Origin of the sequence: Nocardia sp. CA-151230 (assembly GCF_050942175.1) — a bacterium.
Lineage (GTDB): Bacteria > Actinomycetota > Actinomycetes > Mycobacteriales > Mycobacteriaceae > Nocardia.
Genome location: NZ_CP192061.1, coordinates 1,915,653 through 1,938,859, shown reverse-complemented (window position 1 = coordinate 1,938,859; position 23,207 = coordinate 1,915,653). Strand labels below are relative to the sequence as shown.

General features: G+C 69.5%; 24 protein-coding genes. 9 read left to right on the top strand and 15 right to left on the bottom strand.

The genetic code is table 11. From position 1 onward, the window contains the following. Positions 1-180 precede the first annotated feature (180 nt). Positions 181-762, top strand: coding sequence for a type II toxin-antitoxin system PemK/MazF family toxin (locus ACQP1O_RS08615; protein ID WP_433565318.1), 582 nt, complete (start codon positions 181-183; stop codon positions 760-762). Between the two features lie 61 nt (positions 763-823). Here the strand turns inward: ACQP1O_RS08615 and ACQP1O_RS08610 are convergent, their stop codons facing one another. The 4 genes from ACQP1O_RS08610 to ACQP1O_RS08595 form a co-directional block, all read right to left on the bottom strand. Continuing rightward, positions 824-1,603 (bottom strand): aquaporin, encoded by a 780-nt coding sequence (locus tag ACQP1O_RS08610; protein WP_433565317.1) that lies wholly within the window; start codon positions 1,601-1,603, stop codon positions 824-826. A gap of 64 nt (positions 1,604-1,667) precedes the next feature. After that, positions 1,668-2,513 (bottom strand): transglutaminase family protein, encoded by an 846-nt coding sequence (locus ACQP1O_RS08605; RefSeq protein ID WP_433565316.1) that lies wholly within the window; start codon positions 2,511-2,513, stop codon positions 1,668-1,670. Positions 2,514-2,601: 88 nt separating this feature from the next. Further along, complete coding sequence (locus ACQP1O_RS08600; RefSeq protein WP_433565315.1) at positions 2,602-3,573, bottom strand: alpha-E domain-containing protein; 972 nt, start codon at positions 3,571-3,573, stop codon at positions 2,602-2,604. Positions 3,574-3,740: 167 nt separating this feature from the next. After that, positions 3,741-5,243 carry a circularly permuted type 2 ATP-grasp protein gene (locus ACQP1O_RS08595; RefSeq protein ID WP_433565314.1) on the bottom strand — a complete coding sequence of 501 codons (1,503 nt, stop codon included), beginning with the start codon at positions 5,241-5,243 and terminating at the stop codon, positions 3,741-3,743. Between the two features lie 373 nt (positions 5,244-5,616). Between ACQP1O_RS08595 and rpsT the strand changes: the two genes are divergently transcribed. Both rpsT and ACQP1O_RS08585 read left to right on the top strand, forming a co-directional pair. After that, complete coding sequence (rpsT, locus tag ACQP1O_RS08590) at positions 5,617-5,880, top strand: 30S ribosomal protein S20 (RefSeq protein ID WP_033086444.1); 264 nt, start codon at positions 5,617-5,619, stop codon at positions 5,878-5,880. Positions 5,881-6,051: 171 nt separating this feature from the next. After that, complete coding sequence (locus tag ACQP1O_RS08585; protein WP_433565313.1) at positions 6,052-6,801, top strand: LGFP repeat-containing protein; 750 nt, start codon at positions 6,052-6,054, stop codon at positions 6,799-6,801. Positions 6,802-6,816: 15 nt separating this feature from the next. Here the strand turns inward: ACQP1O_RS08585 and holA are convergent, their stop codons facing one another. Continuing rightward, positions 6,817-7,791, bottom strand: coding sequence for a DNA polymerase III subunit delta (gene holA, locus ACQP1O_RS08580; RefSeq protein ID WP_433565312.1), 975 nt, complete (start codon positions 7,789-7,791; stop codon positions 6,817-6,819). 164 nt (positions 7,792-7,955) lie between these two features. Between holA and ACQP1O_RS08575 the strand changes: the two genes are divergently transcribed. Next, the gene (locus ACQP1O_RS08575; RefSeq protein ID WP_433565311.1) at positions 7,956-8,744 is read left to right on the top strand and encodes an alpha/beta fold hydrolase; all 789 of its coding nucleotides are present in this window, start codon (positions 7,956-7,958) and stop codon (positions 8,742-8,744) included. Here the strand turns inward: ACQP1O_RS08575 and ACQP1O_RS08570 are convergent. The 10 genes from ACQP1O_RS08570 to ACQP1O_RS08525 all read right to left on the bottom strand — a co-directional run bounded on the left by ACQP1O_RS08570 (position 8,741) and on the right by ACQP1O_RS08525 (position 18,825). Beyond that, entirely contained in the window at positions 8,741-10,351 is a 1,611-nt protein-coding gene (locus ACQP1O_RS08570; RefSeq protein ID WP_433565310.1) for a ComEC/Rec2 family competence protein, read from the bottom strand. The genes ACQP1O_RS08575 and ACQP1O_RS08570 overlap by 4 nt on opposite strands. A gap of 124 nt (positions 10,352-10,475) precedes the next feature. Beyond that, the gene (locus tag ACQP1O_RS08565) at positions 10,476-11,549 is read right to left on the bottom strand and encodes a helix-hairpin-helix domain-containing protein (RefSeq protein WP_433565309.1); all 1,074 of its coding nucleotides are present in this window, start codon (positions 11,547-11,549) and stop codon (positions 10,476-10,478) included. 102 nt (positions 11,550-11,651) lie between these two features. Beyond that, complete coding sequence (locus ACQP1O_RS08560) at positions 11,652-12,494, bottom strand: DegV family protein (RefSeq protein ID WP_433565308.1); 843 nt, start codon at positions 12,492-12,494, stop codon at positions 11,652-11,654. Beyond that, positions 12,491-13,264, bottom strand: a complete 774-nt coding sequence (gene octT / locus ACQP1O_RS08555; RefSeq protein WP_433565307.1) for a diglucosylglycerate octanoyltransferase — start codon at positions 13,262-13,264, stop codon at positions 12,491-12,493. The genes ACQP1O_RS08560 and octT overlap by 4 nt, the downstream gene beginning before the upstream one ends. Beyond that, positions 13,254-13,904 (bottom strand): histidine phosphatase family protein, encoded by a 651-nt coding sequence (locus tag ACQP1O_RS08550; protein WP_433567620.1) that lies wholly within the window; start codon positions 13,902-13,904, stop codon positions 13,254-13,256. The genes octT and ACQP1O_RS08550 overlap by 11 nt, the downstream gene beginning before the upstream one ends. Positions 13,905-13,909: 5 nt before the next feature. Next, the gene (rsfS, locus tag ACQP1O_RS08545; protein WP_433565306.1) at positions 13,910-14,317 is read right to left on the bottom strand and encodes a ribosome silencing factor; all 408 of its coding nucleotides are present in this window, start codon (positions 14,315-14,317) and stop codon (positions 13,910-13,912) included. A gap of 25 nt (positions 14,318-14,342) precedes the next feature. After that, on the bottom strand, positions 14,343-14,975 hold the full coding sequence (gene nadD, locus ACQP1O_RS08540; protein ID WP_379382358.1) for a nicotinate-nucleotide adenylyltransferase: 633 nt from the start codon (positions 14,973-14,975) through the stop codon (positions 14,343-14,345). A 72-nt stretch (positions 14,976-15,047) separates the two neighbouring features. After that, positions 15,048-16,493, bottom strand: coding sequence for a vWA domain-containing protein (locus ACQP1O_RS08535; RefSeq protein ID WP_433567619.1), 1,446 nt, complete (start codon positions 16,491-16,493; stop codon positions 15,048-15,050). Positions 16,494-16,645: 152 nt separating this feature from the next. After that, a complete protein-coding gene (locus ACQP1O_RS08530; RefSeq protein WP_433565305.1) occupies positions 16,646-17,530 on the bottom strand; it encodes an AAA family ATPase in 885 nt (294 codons plus the stop codon). 26 nt (positions 17,531-17,556) lie between these two features. Further along, entirely contained in the window at positions 17,557-18,825 is a 1,269-nt protein-coding gene (locus ACQP1O_RS08525) for a glutamate-5-semialdehyde dehydrogenase (RefSeq protein WP_433565304.1), read from the bottom strand. A gap of 60 nt (positions 18,826-18,885) precedes the next feature. On the opposite strand from ACQP1O_RS08525, the gene ACQP1O_RS08520 reads away from it, so the two are divergent. The 5 genes from ACQP1O_RS08520 to ACQP1O_RS08500 all read left to right on the top strand — a co-directional run bounded on the left by ACQP1O_RS08520 (position 18,886) and on the right by ACQP1O_RS08500 (position 23,205). Beyond that, positions 18,886-20,406 carry an MFS transporter gene (locus ACQP1O_RS08520; protein ID WP_433565303.1) on the top strand — a complete coding sequence of 507 codons (1,521 nt, stop codon included), beginning with the start codon at positions 18,886-18,888 and terminating at the stop codon, positions 20,404-20,406. Further along, positions 20,403-20,741 carry a GNAT family N-acetyltransferase gene (locus ACQP1O_RS08515; protein ID WP_433565302.1) on the top strand — a complete coding sequence of 113 codons (339 nt, stop codon included), beginning with the start codon at positions 20,403-20,405 and terminating at the stop codon, positions 20,739-20,741. Before ACQP1O_RS08520 ends, ACQP1O_RS08515 begins: the two co-directional genes overlap by 4 nt. Positions 20,742-20,765: 24 nt before the next feature. After that, on the top strand, positions 20,766-21,644 hold the full coding sequence (locus tag ACQP1O_RS08510; RefSeq protein WP_433565301.1) for a ribokinase: 879 nt from the start codon (positions 20,766-20,768) through the stop codon (positions 21,642-21,644). Between the two features lie 32 nt (positions 21,645-21,676). Then, on the top strand, positions 21,677-22,207 hold the full coding sequence (locus ACQP1O_RS08505; protein ID WP_433565300.1) for a PadR family transcriptional regulator: 531 nt from the start codon (positions 21,677-21,679) through the stop codon (positions 22,205-22,207). 128 nt (positions 22,208-22,335) lie between these two features. Further along, entirely contained in the window at positions 22,336-23,205 is an 870-nt protein-coding gene (locus ACQP1O_RS08500) for an SDR family NAD(P)-dependent oxidoreductase (protein WP_433565299.1), read from the top strand. The last annotated feature ends 2 nt before the right edge of the window (positions 23,206-23,207 follow it).

The window sequence follows — 23,207 nt, the reverse complement described above, 5'->3', positions numbered from 1 at the left end:
CCAGGTCTCGATCCTTCCCTCCTCCGCTCCTCCGCTTCGCTCCCGGTTCCGCTCCGAAAGCGGGGAGGCGGGGCGCAGTCCAGAATCGAGACGGCCGCGAACATGCAGGTGAGCTACCTTCAGTGGCAGGCGAATTTGGTACAGGTGAGATTCCGGTTGTGCGCCGTTAGGCTGCCGGACATGGCCGGCAGGTGGAACGCTCTGGGGAAGCAGTTGGGGATCGTGGCTAAGGAGCAGGGGACTCAGCTCGTCACGCAGCAGGCCCCGAAGTTGATCGGGCGGGTGCGGCAGTCGACGATGTGGGACCGTGCGCTGAAGGCGGTGGGGACGCCGCGCAAGGGTCCGGGCGTCAATGTCCGGCCGACATCGTCGGCGGGAGTGCCGTCGCACGAACGCGCGCGCCGCATCGTCTACAGCCCGCAGCTCGACGGCCGGGCCGATCCCGGCGAGATCGTGTGGACCTGGGTCCCCTACGAGGAGGACCCGGACAACGGCAAGGACCGCCCGGTGCTGGTGGTCGGCCGCGAGGGCGACACGCTGCTCGGGCTCATGCTGTCCTCGAATTCCGAACACGCGCACCATCCCAACTGGGTGGGCATCGGCTCCGGCCCGTGGGACAGCGCCGAGCGCGACAGCTGGGTGCGGCTGGATCGTGTCCTGGACGTCCCGGAGATGGGCATTCGCCGCGAGGGTGCGATCCTCCCCCGCAAGACATTCGACCTGGTGGCGCACCGGCTCTGCGCCGAATACCACTGGCACTAGCGCCTTCCCGATACGACCGGCCCCCGCTCCGGGACGGAGCAGGGGCCGGGATCGAGCGTCGTCAGCTCTCCATATTGCGGGAACGGCCGTACAGCGTCCCATAGACCAGGGACCCGAGAACGCCGCCGATCAGCGGGAACACGATGAACACCCACAGTTGCGCGGGCGCGCCGTCCTGATAGAACGCGACGGCCAGGCTGCGGGCCGGATTGACCGAGGTGTTGTCGACCGGGATCGAGACCAGGTGCACAACGGCCAGCGTGAAGCCGATCGAGAGCCCGGCGAACGGGATGTCCGACAGCTGGTCGGTGGAGGCCAGCACCACGAAGACCAGTAGTGCGGTCAGGATCACCTCGACCGTGATGGCCGCCGCCAGGCCGTACCCATTGGTGGTGACGTCGCCGAGCACCAGCTTCGACGGGGAGTGCTCGCCCCAACCGTTCGCTCCCAGACCGTCTTTGGCCCGGTCGTAGGAGGGCAGGTTCTTGGCGACGGCGTAGATGACCACGCCCGCGAGCAGGCCGCCGATGAACTGCGCGATCCAATAGACCGCCGCGACAACGATGGTGATCCGTCCCAGGAGCAGATGACCCACCGTGACCGCGGGATTCACGTGGCAACCCGAGATCGGCCCGATCGAGTACACCAGGAACAGCAACGTCAGGCCGAAAGCCACCGCCACGCCGAGCGGACCGACCCGGCTGCCCGCCAGTACCGCGGTGCCGACGCCACCGAGGACCAGCACGAAGGTGCCCAACGTCTCGGCGTATGCCTTGCGCCCGAGGGCGGGCGGTTGCGGCTCGACCTGATCCTCGGCGACTTCCTGAGCTGTAGGGGACATCGGCTACCTTCCGCTGGCATGGACAACGCACCGACAGGAACCGGCGGCGCGAGCCGAAAACGCCTCAGGCCAGGCGAGTTATCTCCACTACGACCTCGAGATCGGTCGAGCCGCTCCCGCTGAAGATACCTTTGAGAGGGGGCACATCCGCGTAATCACGACCCACACCCACCGATACGTGTTGCTCGGTGACCGGGATGTTGTTGGTCGGGTCGTAGCCCCACCACTGCCCGGTCCAGGCCTCCACCCAGGCGTGCATCTGGCCCGCGACGGTGTGGCCGACCTCGGCGGACGGATCCGGATGCAGGTAGCCGGAGACGTAGCGGCTGGGAATCCCCATGCCGCGCAACAGCAGCAGCGTGAGGTGCGCGTAATCCTGGCACACGCCTTGCCGTTCGGCGAAGGCCTGCACCGCCGAGGTGTGTACCGAGGTGGTCCCGGCCAGGTAGTTCATCTCCCGGTGCACCCATTCCGAAGCCCGGACAACCGCTTTCGCCGGCGACACGCCGCGCGCCAGCTGCCGGGCCGCCGGAGCCAGCCGCCGCTTCTCACGCGGGACGTAGACAGTGGGCTCGAGCAGTTCGTCGAAGCGGTCGGCAATGGCGTCGGCGCGTAACTCCTCCCAGGCCAGCTCCTCGGGCGGCCCGGCGAACGGCTCGGTCTCGACGACCGAGGCGCTGGTGATCTCCAGCTCGGTGTGCGGGGCGTGCAGGTCGAAGGCGGTCACCGCCGTTCCCCAGTAGTCGATGTAGCGGTAGGACCGGGTGGACGGCACGGTGTCGACCCGATTGAGGATCACGGTCTGCCGGCTGTCCGCGCGCGGAGTGAGCCGGGCCTCGTTGAACGACCGGGTGACCGGCGCGTCGTACACATATCCGGTGGTGTGCACCACCCGCATCCGCCAGCTCACGCTGTGCCCTCCTCGGCGTGAACAGGGCCTTCCGTGGTTACACTGCGCAAGCGCAGGGGGGTGGAGCGGCGCCTCCAGGCCTGACTGTTCACGCCATCTCCTCGACCCGATCCGCGACGCGACCGTGCAGCCCCGTCCACGCCACCCACGATTCGGCGTGGAAGTACTGCAGCGCCACGGCCTCCCCCACCTCGCGGCAGGTCTGCTGCAGCCACAGCAGCCGGCTGGGCAGATCCTCCAGCAGCACCGCCGAGGGCAGGAATTCCAGTTCGCTGCGCGCCCGGCCGAGCAGGCGATGCGCTTCGTGACGCGCCGCGAACCGGCTGTTGGGGCGCTGATCCAATTCCTGCAGGCAGGTTTCGGCCACCCGCAGCGAATGGAATACCGAGCGCGGGAACAGGCGGTCGAGCAGGATGAATTCCGCGATCTGATTGGCGTCGAGCACGCCGCGATGGGTGCGCAGATACGGGTCGTGCGCCCCCGCCGAACGCAGCACCGTTACCCAGGCCGGCGAGGAGGTGCGGTCACCGGCACGCGAATGCAACAGGCGCACAGTCATATCCACGCGTTCGATGGATCTGCCCAGCAGCAGGAACCGATAACCGTCGTCGCGGCTCAGGGTGGAATCGGAGAGTCCGGCGAACATGGCGGCCCGATCGGTGATGTAGTGGCAGAACTCGTGCGGCCCCAGCGCCCGCGCCGCCCGCTCGGCCGCCGCCAGCCCGTTGAAGGTGGCATTGAGGCACTCCCACATCTCGGTGGAGGTGACTTCCCGTGCGCCCCGGGCATTCTCACGCGCCCGGCTGATGGAATCGACGATGGAGCCGCCGTCGCGCCCGAAGGCCACCAGCTCGGTCACCGACCACACATCCAGTTCCTGGTCCTCTTCGGGCGGCTCGATGCCCAGTACCCGCAGCAGTACCCGCGAGGTTCGGTCCGGATCGACCGTGGCGTCCTCCAACAGCTGATGGACCGCGACATCGAGAATGCGCGCCGTGTATTCGGCTCGCTCGACGTAGCGCCCGATCCAGAAGAGGGATTCGGCATTGCGCGCCAACATGATGCTCTGACCTATCTGCCTCCGCTTCGCTCCGGCGGGTTCGCGGCCCCGAGGGTCTCGTTCTTCCGTCCTTCGCTCCTCCGCTTCGCTCCCCCGCTACGTCAGTCCAGAACGAGACGGGCCGCGAACCAAAAGAGTTGAGCCTCAACGGATGCTGTTTGTTGTTGTTACTGCTGTTGTTGGTTGGCCCGCATCGGCGAGGGCTCTCTCGACTGGTCTCTGTCCGGGGCGATCTGCAGTTCGCCGACCAGCTGCGAACCCGCCAATTCCCGTTGCGCCACAGAGGTTCTCGGTGCGAGCACCCAGGTGTCCTTGCTCCCGCCCCCTTGACTGGAATTCACCACCAGCGAGTTCGCGGGCAGCGCCACCCGGGTCAGCCCGCCCGGCAGTACCCAGATGTCGTCGCCGTCGTTGACCGCGAACGGCCGCAGGTCCACGTGCCGGGGCGCGAGCCGCCCGTCGATCTTGCTCGGCACCGTCGACAGCTGCACCACCGGCTGCGCGATCCAGCCGCGCGGATTGGCCCGCACCTTGCGCCGGGTCGCCTCCAGCTCCCGGGTGCCGGCCGCCGGGCCGATCACGATGCCGTAGCCGCCGGACCCCTCCACCGGCTTGACCACCAGTTCCGCCACCCGGTCCAGCACCTCGTCGCGTTCGGCCGGTTCCCAGCAGCGATAGGAGTCCACATTGGGCAGGATCGGTTTCTCACCCAGGTAGTACTCGATGAACGCGGGCACATAGGTATAGACGAGCTTGTCGTCGCCGACCCCGTTGCCGACCGCATTGGCCAGCACCACCGTGCCCGCGCGGGCCGCGTTCAGGATCCCGGCGACCCCGAGCATGGAGTCCGGCCGGAACTGCATCGGATCGAGGAAGTCGTCGTCGATGCGCCGGTAGATGACGTCCACCTGCCGCTCCCCCGCGGTGGTGCGCATATAGACGACATTGTCGCGGCAGAACAGGTCCCGGCCCTCGACCAGTTCCACCCCCATCTGCCGGGCCAGCAGCGAATGCTCGAAGTAGGCGGAGTTGTGGACACCGGGGGTGAGCACCACCACGGTCGGGTCGGCCTCGTTGGGCGCGGCGGCGGCGCGCAGGGCGCGCAGCAGGTGGGTCGGATAGTCGCCGACGGCGCGCACCCGGTGCGAGGCGAACAGGTCGGGGAACACCCGCGCCATGGTGCGCCGGTTCTCCATGACGTAGGACACACCCGAGGGCGAGCGCAGGTTGTCTTCCAGCACACGGAAATCCCCGTGCTCGTCGCGCACCAGGTCGATCCCGGCCACGTGGATGCGCACACCATTGGGCGGCACCAGCCCGGCGGCCTCGCGGTGGAAGTGCGCGCAGGAGGTCACCAGCCGTTTCGGAATCACGCGGTCGCGCAGGATGGTCTGCTCGCCGTAGACGTCGGCGAGGAAGGCCTCGAGCGCGCGCACCCGCTGCCTGATGCCGCGTTCGAGTTTGGTCCATTCGCCGGCGGCGATCACCCGCGGCACCAGGTCGAGCGGGAAAGGCCGCTCCTGGCCGGAGAGTGAGAAGGTGATGCCCTGATCGACGAATGCGCGGTCCAGCGCCTCGGCGCGGGCGGCCAGATCCTCGGCGTCGATGGTGGCCAGGGCATTGAATATCCCCCGGTACGGCGCTCGCGGGCGGCCCGCGGAATCGAACATCTCGTCATAGGCACGGTCGTAGCGGCCCGGTTGATACCCCGCAAAGACGCCTGATTTATCCGATTTTTCGCGTTCCAGTCCGGAAGGAGCGAGCGCGGCGGAGGCTGACGCGGTGGATCTGTCTACTCTGGAGAGACCCGGTGCGGGTGCGGCGGGGGTCATGCAAAAATAGTCCATCACGCAGGGGCAACACGCAGTTGGACGACGATAAATTTCTGGTTTCGGCCAGATGGCGGACAGACTCGATTTCATACCTCGCCGCGTCGCCTGGTAGCCTCGACTGTCGGTGCTGCAACTGCCCCTCTCGTAGTGCGCGCCCGAAGACTTTGCATCCCGCATACACCACCAAGTGAAGGAACACGAGGAAACCGGCGTGGCCAACATCAAGTCCCAGATGAAGCGGATCCGCACCAACGAGCTTGCGCGCCAGCGCAACCAGTCGGTGAAGTCCGCGCTGCGCACCTCGATCCGCAAGTTCCGCGAGGCCGCTGCGGCGGGCGAGAAGGACAAGGCGCTCGAGCTGATGCAGTCCGCGAGCAAGAGCCTGGACAAGGCCGCCTCCAAGGGCGTCATCCACGCCAACCAGGCCGCCAACAAGAAGTCGGCCCTGTCGCTGGCTTTCAACAAGCTCGGCTGATTCTGTCCGGTACACCGACCGGCATCATGCTTCTCACAGCCGCCGTGGCCACGAAGACCACGGCGGCTTTTGTCGTGTCCGGAGCTGGTGACTTGCGCGGGCGCGCAGTTGGCAGCAGGATGGCCGCGAACCGTCGGGGGCTACCTGTAAACCTGGACTGGGAGAGATCTCTTGGCAACGCTGCGTCGTGACAACCGTTCGTCCTGGACCCGGGGCACGCTGGCCGTCAGCGTGGCCGCGGTCGCGCTGACCACCGGAATGGGTGTGGCGGCCGCGCGCCCCATCGGCCCGTTCGAGGTGGGCGGGGCCATCGAGGTCGAATACGACGGGGCGGGCGGACCGGACTTCTTCGGTGATCCCGCCACTCCGGAGACCGACGCCGCGGGCGGCGGCAAGAAGCAGGACTTCGTCAACAACGTCTCCATCTACTGGACCCCGGCCACCGACGCGCACGCCATCGGCGGCGCCATCCGCGACAAGTGGAAGGGCGCGGGCGCGGAGTCGGGCGCGCTGAAGTACCCGGCGGTGGACGAGGGCCAGACCTCGAAACCCGGTCGCTTCCAGCACTTCCAGGGCGGCTCGATCTACTGGTCGGTGGGTGCCGGCACCCATGTGGTGAGCGGCGTGATCCGCGACAAGTACTCCTCGGTCGGCTGGGAGAGCAGCCCGCTGGGCTTCCCCATCGCCGATGAGAACAAGACCAACAGCGCCACCACCCACGAGCAGCTGTTCGAGGGTGGGGCCGTCTACTCCACCCAGAAGACCGGGACCCACGTCGTGTGGGGCTCGATCCGCGACGAGTGGGTGCGCAGTGGCGCGGAGAACGGCCGCTACGGCTACCCGACCAGCGACGAATACGACTACCAGGGCGGCAAGGCCCAGGAGTTCCAGGGGGGCAAGATCACCTGGAAGCCGGAGTAGTCCCGGGCATTCCCGCTACGAGGCGCTCTCGCGCAGGTCCAGAATGCGCGAGAGTGCGTGCTCCAGCGCATAATCCGCGTCGGCCGCCTGACCCTTGACGTCGGCATTGAGCGCGGCCACCACCTGCAGTGCCGCCCCGATGGACGCGCCGGTCCAGCCGCGCGCCTGACCCTGCGCCTTCTTCACCTTCCACGGCGGCATCCCCAGATCACCCGCCATCTTGAACGGGTCGCCACGCCCGGCCGAACCGACGCGGGCGATGGTGTGCACCGAATCCGCGAGAGCGTCCGCGAGCAGGACCGCCGGGACACCACGATCGATGGCCCAGCGCAGCGCCTCCATGGCGGCGGGCCGATCCCCCGACACGGCCAGATCGGCGACATCGAACCCGGTCACCTCGGCCTTGCCCGAGTAGTACTGCCGCACCGCCGCGAGATCCACCTTGCCGCCGGTGTCGGCCGCCAATTGCGAACTGGCGGCTGCGAGTTCGCGCAGGTCCGAGCCCACGGCCTCGATGATGGCCTGCACCACGTCCGCCGGCACCCGCACATTGGCGGCCCGGAACTCGTTGCGCACGAACTCGACCCGCTCCCCCGCCTTGGTCAGCTTCGCGCAGTCGTGCACCACCGCGCCCAGCTTCTGCAGGGCCGGCGCCAAGGCCTTGGCGCGCCCGCCCCCGCTGTGCAGCACCACCAGCACCACGCCCTCGGGCGGTGCGGACGCCGCATCCTGGATGACCGCGACCGCGTCCTTGCCCGCCTCGGCCGCCGACTCCAGCACGATCACCCGGTCCTCGGCGAACAGCGAAGGACTCAGCAGCTCAGCCAATTCCGCCGTGCTGGCATCCCCCGCCCGGAGCCGATCCACCGGCAGCGCAGCCGCGTCCACCGAGCCGGCCCGGGCCTGCGCGGTAATTCCCGCCACCGCCCGCTCGATCAGCAATTCCTCTTCACCGAGCACGAGATGCAGGGGCGCGGGTCGCTGGTTCACGCCCCGATCCTACGAGCCCGCTCCGACAACCCCTACATCCCGCACCCGGTCAGCTCTGGCACACAAACGTGTGACACATAAGTCTTATTCATTTGTCTTGCACAAATGTCTAACAATCGGTTAGGGTCGAGACCAGCACACCGGAATAAGCATCGGAGCAGACAATGACCGCACGCACCGCCACCCGCACCAGCTTCGACATCGACGGCCGCGGACTGTCCTACGTGGATTTCGGGGGTAGCGGCCGGACCGTCATCGCGCTGCACGGGCACATGTCCGACGGCGAGAGCTTCACCGATCTGGCGGCGCGGCTGTCCGCGGGGTGGCGGCTCGTCGCGCTCGACCAGCGCGGCCACGGCCACTCCGATCGCGCCGCCGACTACACCCGCGACGGCTACCTCGCCGACATCCTGGCCCTGCTCGACCATCTCGGCCTGGAACGCGCTGTGCTGCTGGGTCATTCACTCGGTGGCATCAACGCCTACCAGTTCGCGGCCCGCCATCCGGAGCGAGTGGCGGCGATCATCGATATCGACGCACCCGCCGCGCTCGGCCTCGACGGCCACAACCCGCTGAGCTTCGTGGCCGGCCTCCCCTACGAGGCGGCGACGCGCGAGCAGCTGGTCGAGGCCATGGGTCCGATGGCCGCGCACTTCGGGGCGCTGGTTCGCGAGCGTGCCGACGGCTCCTGGAGCCTGCCCTTCCACCCCCTCGACATCGTCGTCTCCGAGGACCTGGTGCACGGCGACCACTGGTCGGACTGGATCGCCGGGACCTGCCCGGCCCTGCTCATCCGTGCCGCGCACGGCGTCATCCCCGCCGATATGGCCGAGGCCATGCGCGACCGGCGCCCGGGCACCCGCATGGTCGAACTCGATACCGACCACTTCGTCTACGCCGGCGACCCCGCCGGTTTCGCCGATGCCGTCAACGACTTCCTGAGCTCCCTCTAGCCGGACGGTGAGCCCTCGCCTCGACCCGGCCCAGGCGGCACCGATCCCGTCACGGCGTCCGGATCCGCCCGCGAGCGGCCAGGGTGCAGAGCCGCGATCACCAAGGCGCACACCACCGTTGCGACCAGACCTGAACGCAGACCGGTGGGTAGTGAGACCGAGGCTCCGAGGGCGGCGGCTCGGTCGGAGACCGTGAGCAGCCACCACAGTGGCGGTGCGGTGCAGTGCATGACCGCCGCGGCGAGGGGAGACCACACGCAGGCGAGCAGCGCACCCAGCGCGCCGATGATGGTGATGGGCGCGATCACCGGCTCGACCAGCATGTTCACCACGATCGCGACCAGGCTGAGGTGACCGGTCATGGCGATGACCAGTGGTGTGGTGACCACGAAGGCCGCGGCCGCCACCGCGAAGGAGTCGGCGGGGATCCGCCACCAGCCATGGGCGCGAAGCCAATCCGACCAGCCCGGGGCGATCACGATCAGTCCGGCGGTGGCCAGCACCGACAGGGCGAATCCGGCGTCCACCGCGAGACCCGGTGACCAGGCGAGCAATCCGATGATGGCGGCGCACAGGGCGGGTAGGGCCTGCTTACGGCGGCCGGTGCAGAGAGCCAGTAGCGCAATGGCTCCCATGACGGCCGCACGCAGGACACTGGGCGAAGGGCGGGCCAGGATCACGAACATGACCAGAGCCGCACCCGCGGCCACCGCGCCGACCCGGGGATCCACCGTGAGGGTGCGCATCGAAACCAGCACGACCCCGAGCAAAATCGTCACATTCGCCCCGCTGACAGCTGTCAAATGCGTCAGATCGGACTCACGGAAGTTCTCCTGAACGTGGTCGGTGAGAGTCGAGGTGTCGCCGATGACCAGGCCCGGGAGCAGGCCGGCGGCATCGTCGGAGAGCGCGCGGTGGGCGGAGGCCGCGAAGTCGCCGCGCACCTGCCCGGCGAGGCGCTGCCACCAGGGCGGGGTGCTCACCGAGGTGGGAGCGGCCTCCGCCCGCAGGATGGCGACCGTCATGTCCGGGCGCCACGGACGGGCCACGCGGGCACGGAATTCGACCCGCTGGCCGGGCAGCAGGGTCCGCCACCCCGCCGCCGGCGCCATCACCAGCACCGATCCGCCGGAATGCACGATCCGTCCCCCCAATCGGTAATCCACCAGCCCGGCCCGCACCATCACCTTCGGCCCGCCGAAAGGCCTGGCGGACACCCGCTTCGGATCATCGGTCAGCTCCACCACCGCCACCAGCCGCTGCCCGGCCCGCACCGCTCGCAACGGATGCGTCTGCACCCGATGCGCGTGCCACGCCCCCGCCACCCCGAACCCCGCCCCGATCACCAAGGCCCCCAGCACCACCCACGCCACCCCACTCCCCCGCCCTGCCCGCACCCGCCGAATCACCGACGCCGCCACACACATCCCCACCAGCCCACACCCGGCCGCCACCCCGAGCCCGACCCGCCACCCCGGCACCAGCGCTGCAACCGTTGCGCCCCAGCAACACACCGCCGCCGGCACCAACCGCGCATCCAGCACCTCGGGCACCTCGACCGGCCCACGGTCCTCCCTGCCGCCCTCCGTAGCCTGCTCCGCCGTCATTGTCGCCATCCCCCTTCGACACGCCGACCCGCCACCGGCCATTCCGCACTGCCAGCGTGCGAGCTCCGGGCTCGGGTAACGAGCGGCCGGGTCTTCGGCTGTGCGGCAGGGAATTTCACGGTGGTCATATCGTCACCCGGTCGCGGAGGCGGTTGAGGCGGGAGTGGCCTATGCCCTCGATTTCGGAGAGTTGGTCGATGGAGGTGAAGCGGCCGTGGCGGGTACGCCAGGTGAGGATTGCGCGGGCGGTGACGGGGCCTACGCCGGGGAGGGTGTCGAGGTCGGACTCGGTGGCGGTGTTGAGGTTCACCTTCGCAGGGACGGCGGTGGAGCGGGGTTGGCCGGAGGGTGCGGGTGAGTTCGCCGGAGGGTGGGCCGAATTCACGATGGTGGTGCCGACCTGCTGCGTGGTGGGGCGGGGTGTGGTGCGGCCGACGATGATCTGATCGCCGTCGATGAGGGGCTGGGCGAGATTGAGGGTGGAGAGGTCGGCTTCGGGGCGGGGAGCGGCGACGCGGAGGGCGTCGGCTACCCGGGACCCCGTGGGGAAGCGGCGGAGCCCGCCGTGCTCGACGAGACCGACGACGCTGACGACGAGTTCGCCGGGGGTGACGGAGCCGCCCGGCGCGCCGGTTGCCGTGGTAGCGAGCGGGATTCGATCTGCCTGCGAGGAGGCGGGCCGCGATGTGGGCGGCTGGGCCGCACCCGGCGCGGGCGTGACTGTGACCGTCGCGGCGGAGGCGGCGGCTTCGGGTGCGGCACCGTCCTGGTCGGCGGGCGCGGTTTCGCTGAGCGCGGCGATCGGTGGGACCGGTTGGGAGACAGGCTTTTCGCGCAGGGTGACGTACCCGGCGAAGAGAATGGCCAGGACGCCGAGCGCGGCGATGACGAGGACACCGCGCGGGCCCGGATCCCAGCGGGTGCCGCGGAAACGTTCGGGGACCAGGCGTTCGTGCCACAGCGACACGCTGCCGCAGGGCTCGGACAGCCAGTCGGGCGAGGATCCGCCGGGGTGACGATCAGCCCGGTGCTCGGGTTCGACGAGCTGGTCGAGCGAGTCCTCGTCCCAGCGGCCGGGATGTGGACGGCCGGAGGCGAATTCCGCCGGGTCGCCGGTGACCTCGGCCGGACCGGAGCGTGGGTCGGTGGCGCGGGCGTTGAGGCGCTGCAGCGGGGTGCGTTCGTCGAGTCGTGGCATGCAGCTCACGGTAGGAGCGACGACGACCCCCGCCGGCCACGCGACCTGGGCTTTCGGCAGACCTGTGGATAGCGAATTACGTTGTGGACAACGCGGTTTCCGCTAGCCGCAGCCGCCCGGCACTACCAGCGCGCCGACCGCGCCCACTCCCAGGTGCACCCCCAGGGTGGGGCCGAATTCGGCGATGATGACCTCCCGGATACCGGGGATCAGATCCCGCAGCTGACCTGCGATGGTGTTGGCGGCCTCCTCGGCCCCCAGATGCTGGACTGCGACCGCCGCCCCGTCCTCGCCGGCCGCATCCACCACGGCCGCAACGAGTTTGGTGAACGCCTTGGAGCGCGTGCGGGCCTTCTCGCGCAGTTCCAGCCGCCCGTTCACGATCTGGATGATCGGCTTGGTGACCAGCTCGGTGCCGAAGAACGCCGCGGCCGTGCTCAACCGCCCGCCGCGCCGCAGCTGCTCGGTCCGGTTGACGACGATGAACGCGCGCCCGCGGCTGGCCGCCGCCACCGCCGAGTCGTAAACGACATCGAGCGGCTCGCCCGCTCGTGCCCGGCGCGCCGCCGCCAGCACCGGCAGCCCGGTACCCAGCCCGGCGCTCAGCGAGTCCACCAGCCGGATCCGATCGGCGGCATCCATGTCCCGCACCGCCTGTCGCCCGGCCTCCCAGGTGCCCGACAGCTGCCGCGAGATGTGCACGGCCACCACGCCGTCGCCGTCGGACAGCTCCAGCGCCTGCTCGTAGACGCTGCGCAGATCACCCGGCGAGGCGGCCGAGGTGGTGACCTGGGAGGAGCCATAGTCGATGTCGCAGTCGTCGATCCCCTCCCGAATCTCGCGATCGTCGACCAGCACGTGCAGCGGCACGGACAGCACACCAAGATCAGCCGTGAGGCCGGCCGGCAGGCTGGCCGACGAGTCGGTCACCACCACCACGGTCATGCAGTGTGTACCTCGTCGGCCGTGGCCGCGGTCAGCACCTTCACCATGGCCCGCGCGACCGCGCTGTGGCCCTCCCAGCCCCAGTGGATGCCGTCCGGGTTGGCGGGGCCGTTGAACACGTTGTCGCGCACGGCGTCCCCGAGATCCACCAGCGGCACCGCGTGCTCGGCGGCCCAGGCCGTCACGGCCCGCACCATGGGCTCGCGCCCGGTGTGCACCTCGGCATAGGCCTCGCACTTGTGCACCGAGGGCAGTACCGCCACGAACGGCAGCTCGGGCCGCAGCTGGGCCAGCGAGTGCCGGGACTGCTCCAGGTAGTCCACGCTCACCGCGGGCGGCAGCGCCACCGGCCAGCCCAGCGGGGACAGCCTGGGCTGCAGCCAGTTGTAGGCCTCGCGCACCCGCCGGCGCACCGAGGACGGCCGCACATAGCGGATCAGCTCGCGCAGCGCGGTCGGCAGCGGCGAGGGCAGCGAGTCCATGCCGCCGGTCGCGAACACCACGGCCCCGGCCCGCGGCACCGCGGCCCAGATGCGCGGGTCACCGATCAGCGCCCAGTAGGCGTCACGGCAGGTCCAGCCGATGCGGGCCACCAGTTCGACGTCCCAGTCCAGCTCGGCGGCAACGAGATTGGGCCAGATGCCGGGATGGTCGGCGGGCAGCCCGCCCTTGGGCCCGAAGTAGGACAGCGAGTCCGCGACCACCACCAGCACCTTGCGCTGCGGCGAACCGTCCTGCGCCGGTTGGGCGTTCGAACTCTCAGAGGACATCAGGGGCTACCTTCGCGACCGCGTTCCACACGTCCAGGCGCCAGCCGGGCCTGTCGATGCCGGGACCGTGGCTGGTCAGCTGCACCCAGCTGGTATTGGCCAGGCCGCCCAGGGCCGGCCAGTTCGCCTCGGGCAGGTCGAGCAGGGCCGCGGTCAGCGCCGCGATCAGCCCGCCGTGCGCAACCAGCATGATGGTACGGCCGGGCCAGTCCTCCCGCGCGGCGAAGAGTTCCTTCACCACCGGCAGCGCTCGCGCGCCCACCTGGAGCTTGGATTCGCCGCCGGGCGGGGTGAAGCGGGCATCGAGCCGCCACGCCTTGCGGGCGCCCGGGTACTCGGCGTCGACCTGGTGGTGGTCCAGGCCCTCCCAGTCGCCGAGGTTGGTCTCGCGCAGGCGCTCGTCGGTGACGACCGGCATGGCCGCGCATTCGGCGACGGCGAGCGCGGTGTCGTGGGCGCGCCTGAGATCGGAGGAGACGATGGCGATCAGGTCGCTGGTCGCCATGTCGGGCGCGCAGTCCTTGGCCTGGCGTCTGCCGATGTCATCGAGGTCGGTGTCGATCTGGCCCTGCATTCGGTCTCCGGCGTTCCATTCGGTCTGTCCGTGCCGCAGCAGAATCAACCGGCGGACGCCGGCCATCTTGCTCACTCGTCGTCCCCGCCCTTGTCTTGCTCGGTCGTCGCGCGCGGATCGCCGATGCCGTCGACCGGCACCGTCGGGCAGTCCTTCCATAGGCGCTCGAGGCCGTAGAAATCGCGTTCGTCCTCGTGCTGGACGTGGACCACGATCTCGACGTAGTCGAGCAGCGCCCAGCGGCCCTCGCGGGTGCCCTCGCGGCGCACCGGCTTGTATCCGGCCTCGCGCAGCTTGTCCTCGATATTGTCGACGATCGCGTTGACCTGGCGCTCGTTGGGCGCGGACGCGATGACGAAGCAGTCGGTGATGACCAGCTGCTCGGAGACATCCAGCACGACCACGTCGGCGGCCAGTTTCTCGTCGGCGGCCCGCGCGGCCACCGTCGCCATCGAGACCGCTTCTGCCGATGCTGTCACCCTGCTACCTCTTCCCTGCGCACTTTCACCATGCACTGTCTTGCGGCACGTACAGGTGCCGTTTCGATATGTATTGGACGACCCCGTCCGGGACGAGGTACCACACCGGCCGGCCCTCCCCCGCCCGCCGCCGGCATTCGCTCGACGAGATGGCCAGGGCCGGAATCTCGATCATCGTGACCGTGCCCTCCGGGTAGTCGCGGAGGTGATCGGCGAGATGGTCGATATTCAATTCGTAACCCGGACGGGTCACGCCGACGAATTTCGCCAGCTCGAACAGTTCCGACCAATCCTGCCACGTCAGGATGCTGGCCAGCGCGTCTGCTCCGGTGATGAAGTACAGATCCGCGTCCGGGTGGAGTTCGGCCAGGTCGCGCAGGGTGTCGACGGTGTAGGTCTCCTTGCCGCGGTCCACGTCGACGCGGCTCACCTGGAACCGCGGATTGGACGCGGTCGCGATGACCGTCATCAGATACCGGTCCTCGGCCGGGCTGACCGCGCGATCACCCTTCTGCCACGGCTGACCGGTCGGTACGAAAATCACCTCGTCCAGGTCGAACCGATTCGCGACCTCACTGGCCGCGACCAGGTGCCCATGGTGGATGGGGTCGAAGGTGCCGCCCATCACGCCCAGCTTGCGGCGGCCGTTCGTATGCACGAAAAGCGAGCTTACCGGGGGCGATTGCGCCGCCCCCGCACCGGCGGGGCTCAGCCGACCCGTGATCCGGATTCAGACCGGCAACAGACGGCCCACGAGGGCGGTCAGCTGGCGGGCCGAACGGCATTCGTGCATCTCGATGATGTCGGCGTAGCGGTCGGCGGCGGAATCGCCGGTGCCCCACATCTTCTCGGCCTCCGGGTTGAGCCAGTAGGCGTGCTTGGCGGTGTCGACCAGCTGCCGGAGGGTGTCCAGCGCCGGATCGCGGTAGTTGGTGCGGGCGTCGCCGAGAATGAGCAGGGAGGTGCGGCTGGTGACGGCGTCGGGGAACCGCTCGGCGAAACCCTCCAGGGCCGAGCCGTAGTCGGAGTGGCCCTCGATGCCGACGACCTCGGCTTCGGTGAAGATGCGGCGGGTCAGCTGATCCAGCGGGGTGGCCGCGTCGAAGAGCCGGGTGACCTCGTCGACGCGGTCCACGAAGGCGAAGATGCGGACCCGGGAGAACTGCTCGCGCAGTGCGTTCACCAGCAGCATGGTGAAGCTGGAGAAACCCGCGACCGAGCCCGAGATATCGCACAGCAGGACGAGATCGGGGCGGCCGGGACGCGGCTTGCGGGTGACGAGGTTCACCGGGACGCCACCAGTGGACATGGATTTGCGCATGGTCTTGCGCAGATCGATCTCGCCGCGGCGGGCTCGACGACGGCGCGCGGCCAGACGGGAGGCCAGGACCCGGGCCAGGCGCTGGCTGCTGCGGCGCAGTTCGTCGAGTTCGGCCTGGGAGATGCGCAGGAAGTCGGCGTCCTCGGCCTGCCGGGCGACGCCGTAGGTGGCGACGCGCTCGCGGCCGATGCGCTCGGCCACCCGGCGGCGGGTCTCGGCTTCGACGGTGCTGCGGAAGTCCTTGATGCGGCCGCGGGCCGTGCGGCGGGCGACCTCGCTGTCGAAGTCGGAATTGTCCATGCCCTGGGCGAGACCGGCGAGAATCCTGCTCACCAGCAGTTCCGGCTGGAGATCCTTCAGCGTCTGGTAGGCGGAGAAGGACGGCCCGCCGGCCGCCTGGTACTGACCCATCTGGTCGACCATCTGCGCTGCCAGCGCCTGCAGCTGCTGCGCCTGCTCGCCCGACGGGTCCTGGATCAGCAACTCCGCCAGCATCTTCCGCAGTTCGAGGATGTCGACCGAGCCGTCCGGCTTGATCGGCAGCTCCACCTCCTCGGCCCCGGCCCGCTCCCCCAGCGCGGCCGGGAACCACAGGTCGAACATGCCGTCGAAGGTGGCGCGCTGGGTGGTGCGGCGCAGCAGCGCGCAGGCCAGGCCCTCGCGCAGCGCCTCCCGGTCCATGAGGTCCAGGACGGTGAGAACCTGTCCGGCGTCCACGGTTTCGGACGGCCCGACCGGAATTCCCCGGCCGCGCAACGCCTCCACGAAGCCGACCAGATGCCCGGGCAGACCGTGTTCGGCCGTCGGTCCCGGCACCTGCACCGGCTTGGCCGGCGTCCCGCCCCCTGTGCCCATCACGGGCGTCCCGCCCCCTGCGCCCATCACGGGCGTCCCGCCCCCTGTGCCCATCACGGGCGTCCCGCCCGAAATGGCCCGCATGGCGGCGGCAACCAGCCCGCGCGGCGAGTTCTCTTTGCCCTTCGAGGGCTCCGACGCCCCGGCCACGATCAGGCCAGCTTCAGCTCGGACTGCGCACGCACGTGATCGGCCTGGTGCTTCAGCACCACTCCGAGCGTGGCCCGCACGGTCTTGTCGTCGAGATCCTTTGCGCCCAGGGCCAAGAGCGTGCGCGCCCAGTCGATGGACTCGGCGACCGACGGCAGCTTCTTGAGCTGCATGCCGCGCAGCACGTGCACGATCCGCACCAGCTGCGCCGCCACCGCGGGCTTCAGCTCCGGCACCCGGCTGGCCAGGATGCGACGCTCGAGCTCCTCGTCAGGGAAATCGATGTGCAGATAGAGGCAGCGACGCTTGAGCGCCTCGGACAGCTCGCGGGTGGCATTGGAGGTGAGCACCACGAACGGCCTGCGGGTCGCGCTGATGGTGCCCAGTTCCGGCACGGTGACCGAGAAGTCGCTCAGCACCTCCAGCAGCAGGCCCTCGATCTCGACGTCGGCCTTGTCGGTCTCGTCGATGAGCAGCACGGTCGGCTCGTCGCGGCGGATGGCGGTGAGCAGCGGTCGTTCCAGCAGGAACTCCTCGGTGAAGACGTCGGCCTTGGTTTCGGCCCAGTCGTTCTCCGAGGAGGCCTGGATGCGCAGGATCTGCTTGGCGTGGTTCCACTCGTAGAGCGCCCGCGCCTCGTCCACGCCCTCGTAGCACTGCAGCCGCACCAGTTCCGCACCCGCGACCTGCGCGACGGCCTTGGACAGCTCGGTCTTGCCGACACCGGCCGGCCCCTCGATGAGCAGCGGCTTGCCGAGCCGGTCGGCGAGGAAAACCGAAGTGGCGGTGGCCTTGTCGGCCAGGTAGCCGGTGCGGGCCAGCCGCTCGATCACATCGTCGACCGACGAGAAGATCGGCTCCTGGTTGGGTGCGGTGGTGGGAGCCACGGCGGTCCTTTCGTATCCAGCGGGTGCTAGACGGGGCGAATCTGCCCGTCGCCCCACACAATCCACTTGGTGGAGGTTAGTTCGGGCAGACCCATGGGTCCGCGGGCGTGCAGCTTCTGGGTCGAAATGCCGATCTCCGCACCGAATCCGAACTGCTCGCCGTCGGTGAAGGCGGTCGAGGCGTTGACCATGACGGCGGCGGCGTCGACGCGAGCGGTGAACTCGCGGGCGGCCTTCAGGTCGGCGGTCACGATGGCCTCGGTGTGGCCGGTGCCCCACTCGTTGATGTGCTCGACGGCCGCGTCGAGATCGTCGACGACCTTCAAAGCGATATCCAGGGACAGGTATTCGTCGGCCCAGTCGGTGTCGGTGGCGGGCACCAGGCCCGGCAGGTCGCCGTGGATGGTGACGCCCTTGTCTTCGAGGGCCTTGATCATGCGCGGCACCGCGGTCTCGGCGATGGCCCGGTCGATGAGCACCGTCTCGGCGGTGTTGCACACCGAGGGCCGGCGGGTCTTGGCGTTGATCAGGATGGACTCGGCCATGTCCAGATCGGCGTCCCGGTGGACGAATACGTGGCAGTTGCCGGTGCCGGTCTCGATGGTCGGCACCAGCGCGTCGCGCACCACCGCATTGATCAGGCCCGCGCCGCCGCGCGGGATCACCACGTCCACCAGGCCGCGCGCCTGGATCAGGTGGGTGACGCTGGAGCGGTCCTCCGCCGGGAGCAGCTGCACCGCGTCGGCCGGAAGCCCCTGCGCTGCAAGCGCTTCCCTCAACACCTCGACCAATGCCGCATTGGACTTCGCCGCCGAGGACGAACCGCGCAGCAGCGCCGCATTGCCCGACTTCAGCGCCAGCCCGAAGGCGTCGACGGTGACATTCGGCCGCGCCTCGTACACCATGCCCACCACGCCCAGCGGCACCCGCACCTGGCGGATTTCGAGACCGTTGGGCAGCGTCGACCCGCGCACCACGTCGCCGACCGGATCCGGGAGCCCGGCCACCTGCCGCAGCCCCGAGGCGATGCCGTCGACGCGGGCCTCGGTCAGCCGCAGCCGATCCAGCAGCGACTCGGCGGTGCCGCCCGCCCGGGCGATCTCGATGTCCTCGGCGTTGGCGGCGAGGACCGCGTCCTTGGCCGCGAGCAGCGCGTCGGCCGCGGCGTGCAGCGCGGCGTCCTTCTGCGCGGTGGTGAGCTGAGCGAGCGTCCGCGACGCCACCCGAGCCCGGCGCGCCGAGTCGTGCACCACCTCGCGGACGGCGTCCCGATCTGTGGTCGTGGGAGCAGTCATAAGGACAGATTACTGATGACGATCCGCCGCCGGTCGGGGGCAGGTTGTTACCGTGGGCGCATGACCGCGAGCATCCGGTTGTCCTCGGGCACCGGCCGATGGGTTCTACTGGCCACCGTCCTCGGTTCGGGGATGGCTATGCTGGACGCGACCGTCGTGAATGTGGCGCTGCCGCGGATCGGTGACGAGTTCGGCGCATCGATGGCGGGACTGCAGTGGACGGTCAATGCGTACACGCTGACGCTGGCCGGATTGATCATGCTGGGTGGGTCGCTGGGCGACCGGTACGGGCGGCGGCGGGTGTTCCTGATCGGGGTGGTGTGGTTCGCCGTCGCCTCCGCATTGTGCGGTGCGGCGCAAGACGTTTCGATGCTCATCGCGGCACGGGCCCTGCAGGGTGTGGGCGGTGCGCTGCTGACGCCCGGCTCCCTTGCCATCATTCAGGCCTCGTTCCGGCCCGAGGAGCGGGCGCGCGCGGTCGGGGCCTGGTCCGGGCTGGGTGGCGTGGCCGGCGCCATCGGGCCGTTCCTGGGCGGCTGGCTGGTGGAGGCGGCCGGCTGGCGGTGGGTGTTCCTGCTCAATATTCCGCTGGCCGCGGTGGTGGTGGCGGTGACGGTCCGGCATGTGCCCGAGACCCGCGATGCCGAGGCGCACGGGAGGTTCGATGTGCTCGGGGCGGTGCTGGCGGCCCTGTGCCTGGCCGGGATCACCTACGCCCTGACCATGGCGCCCGAGCACGATACGAGTCGAATCCTGGTGTGGGGCAGCGCGATCGCGGGCGTCGCCGCGGGTACGGGATTCGTGGTGGTGGAGCGGCGGCGGTCGCGCGACGGCCAGGATCCCGCGGCGATGCTGCCCGTCGCCGTGTTCGCCTCCAAGCAGTTCACCGCGATCAACGTGGTCACCTTCGTCATGTACGGGGCCATGAGCGTGGTCTTCTTCCTGCTGGTACTGACCCTGCAGGTGGTGGCCGGATTCACTCCGATCGCCGCGGGCACGGCCATGCTGCCGGTCACCGTTCTGATGCTGCTGTTCTCGGCCCGCTCCGGCGCGCTGGCCCAGCGCATCGGACCACGCCGGCCGATCACCGCCGGTGTGCTGCTCGCCGCGACGGGCATGCTGCTGATGACCCGCATCGGCATCCACACCTCCTACCTGGTCGATGTGCTGCCTGCCGCACTGGTTTTCGGCGTCGGCCTGACGCTGGCGGTGGCGCCGTTGACCGCGACCGTCCTCGCCACCGCCGACGAACGCCATGCGGGCGTGGCCAGCGGCGTCAACAATGCGGTCGCCCGCGCCGCGGGCCTGCTGGGCGTGGCGGCCATCCCGCCCCTGGCCGGACTCACCGGCGCGGCATACACCAATCCGCCCGATTTCGCCCACGGCTTCCACCTGGCCATCCTCACCTGCGCCATTCTGATGATCGTGGCCGCCGCCCTGGCCTTCTTCACCGTCCGCGACGACGCCCTCCGCACCGCCCCGCCCTCGTGTGAACCGGAATGCCGCACCTTCTCCGCCGTCGCCAGCCCGCCCCTCGAACCCGACCACCACACCGCCCCTACCGAAAGCGAGCCCGCATGACCGCGCCCGAGCCGACCATCACCCAGGCCACCGACACCGTCCCCCAGTACTTCGCCATCAAGGTCGGCGACACCCGCGCCGGCCTGACCGCCTACGTCGATCACGGCCGCCAGCGCATCTTCTTCCACACCGAGATCGACGAGGCCTTCGCCGGTCAGGGCCTGGCCTCGAAACTCATCAGCGCCGCCCTCACCGCCACCCGAGCCGCCGGCAAACGCATCGTCCCCATCTGCCCCTTCGTCAAGGCCTACGTCGAAAAGCACCACGACTTCGACGACATCCTCGACCCCGTCGCCCCGGAGGCCACGTCCATCGTCGAATCCGCCCTCGGCTGAGCCGCCTGAACTACGGTCCGAACCATGGCGCGAATCGCGGTGGTGGGCAGTACCAATATGGATCTGGTGACGACCGTGGTGCGGCGGCCGGAGGCCGGGGAGACGGTGGCCGGGGACGGGTTCGCGCTGGTTCCGGGCGGGAAGGGGTCGAATCAGGCGATCGCCGCGCGGCGGGCGGGGGCCGAGGTCGAGTTCGTGGGGGCGGTCGGCGGGGATATGTTCGCCGAGGCCCTGCGAACGGTGTTGCGGGAGAGCGGGGTCGGGGTGTCGCGGCTGCGGGAGGTCGAGGGTGCCAGCGGGATCGCGACCATCGTGGTGGATGGGGCCGGGGAGAACACCATCATCGTGGTGGCGGGCGCCAACGGTCGGATGACGGAACTGACTGCGGCGGACCTGGATACGATCGCCGCCGCGGATGTGCTCATGTGCCAGTTGGAGATTCCGGTGTCGACGGTGCTCGCCGCGGCCCGCCACGCCCGGGCCAACAACACCGTGGTACTGCTGAATCCCTCACCGGTACAGGACCTTCCGGCCGAGATCTGGGCCGAGGTGGACGTCGCGGTGGTCAACGAGGGTGAGTCGGCGCGGCTGGCCTCCGCGCTCGCGGCCGTCCCGCACGTCATCACCACCCTCGGCGCCGCGGGCGCGTCCTATCGCGGGCCGGACGGTCTCGCGATGACCCACCCCGGCGTGCGGGTAGCGGTCGTGGACACCACCGGTGCGGGCGATGCCTTCACCGGGGCGCTGGCCGCCCACTGGCACGAAGGCCCCGCCACCGCCCTGGCCTGGGCCTGTACCGCGGGGGCGCTGGCCACGACGAAACTGGGTGCCAGTGCCTCGATTCCGGAGTCGGCGGAGGTCGAGCGCGTGCTCGCGGGGTCGGGGCGCGATAGCCGGGTGTGATGATGTGGTGAGGGTCTACGAAAGGGTGTGGCATGTCGCTGCGGCACGGGTTGCTGGGGTTACTGGCGGAGGGGCCGGCCAGCGGGTACGACCTGGCCCAGCGGTTCCAGGAGGCGCTGGGGCCGGTGTGGCCGGCGCGGCATCCGAAGATCTACGCCGAGCTCGGGCGGCTGGCGGAGGCCGGAATGATCGAACTGGACAGCGAAGGGGCGCGGGGGCGCAAGGCGTACCGGATCACCGAGGCCGGGCTGGCCGAGGTGCGGCGGTGGCTGGTCGAGGACGAGGTCGATCACACCCTGCGGTTGGAACCGCTGCTGCGGTCGTTCTTCTTCTGGCTGATGGAGCCGAAGGATCTGGGCGAGCACCTGGATCGCGAGGGGAGGTTCTTCAGCGATACCGCGGCCATGTACCGCGAACTGGCCCTGGCCAAGGACCGCGGCGAGTTCGGCACCGATCCGCACGACAGGTCCAAGCGGATCGCGGTCGAGGCGGGCATCCGGTTGTACGAGGCGCTGGCCGAATGGGCCGAATGGGCGCGCGACGAGATCGACGAGGATCGGTAAACACCTAGGCCGCACCGGGATTCGAATCGATCGGGATACTCGCGACCGTTGACATGTACCTTGGGACATGTACTCTTGTTCATGTACCCGGGTATGCGTATCAACCGCGATTCGATCCGAGGCTTCACATGACAACAGCCACCAACGCACACGCGATCCTGCTCACCGGCGCGGGCGGCGGCATCGGCCGCGCCTGCGCACTGGCCCTGGCCGCCAGGGGATTCCACGTCTACGCCGGGGTCCGCACCCCGACACCGGACCTGGACGCCACCGGCATCACCCAGCTCACGCTCGATGTCACCGATTCCGCAAGCGTCGCGGAAGCCGCCGAACAGGTGGCGAAATACCAAGACGGACAGCGGCTCCACGCCCTGATCAACAATGCGGGCGTACTCGTCCAGGGCCCGACCGAACTGGTGCCGATCCCCGAGTGGCACCGGCAATTCGAGGTCAATGTGCACGGTCCGGTGCGCGTCATCCAGACCTTCCTGCCCCTGCTACGGGAGGGCGGCGGCCGGATCGTGAACATCAGCGCGGCCAGCGCCCGGGTCGCTTTCCCCTTCCTCGGCCCCATCGGCGCGAGTAAGGCCGCGCTGGAGTCGTATTCGGAATCACTGCGCGTCGAACTGGCCCCGTGGCGCATACCGGTATCGGTCGTACAGCTCGGAGCCATGCGCACGGAGATCTTCGCCAAGTCCGCTGCCGCAGCCGAAGCCGCACTGGCACAGGCGGATCCGCGGACCGCCGGACTGTACGATCGCCAGCTCACCGCCTTCGAGCGGGCCGCGGCCGGGCAGCGCTACGCGCCGGTCGATGTGGCGGTTTCCGCCATCACCCGCGCGGTCGAGGCACGCAAGCCGAAGGCGTTCTATGTAGCGGGATCCGATGCACGACTCGCGGTCTTGTTGTCCCGTCTCCCGGCGAGGCTGCGCGACAGGGTATTCCAGCGCGCGCTCGGCCTGTCGGGCATCGCGCTCACCGCCACCGCGACGGCGTAGCG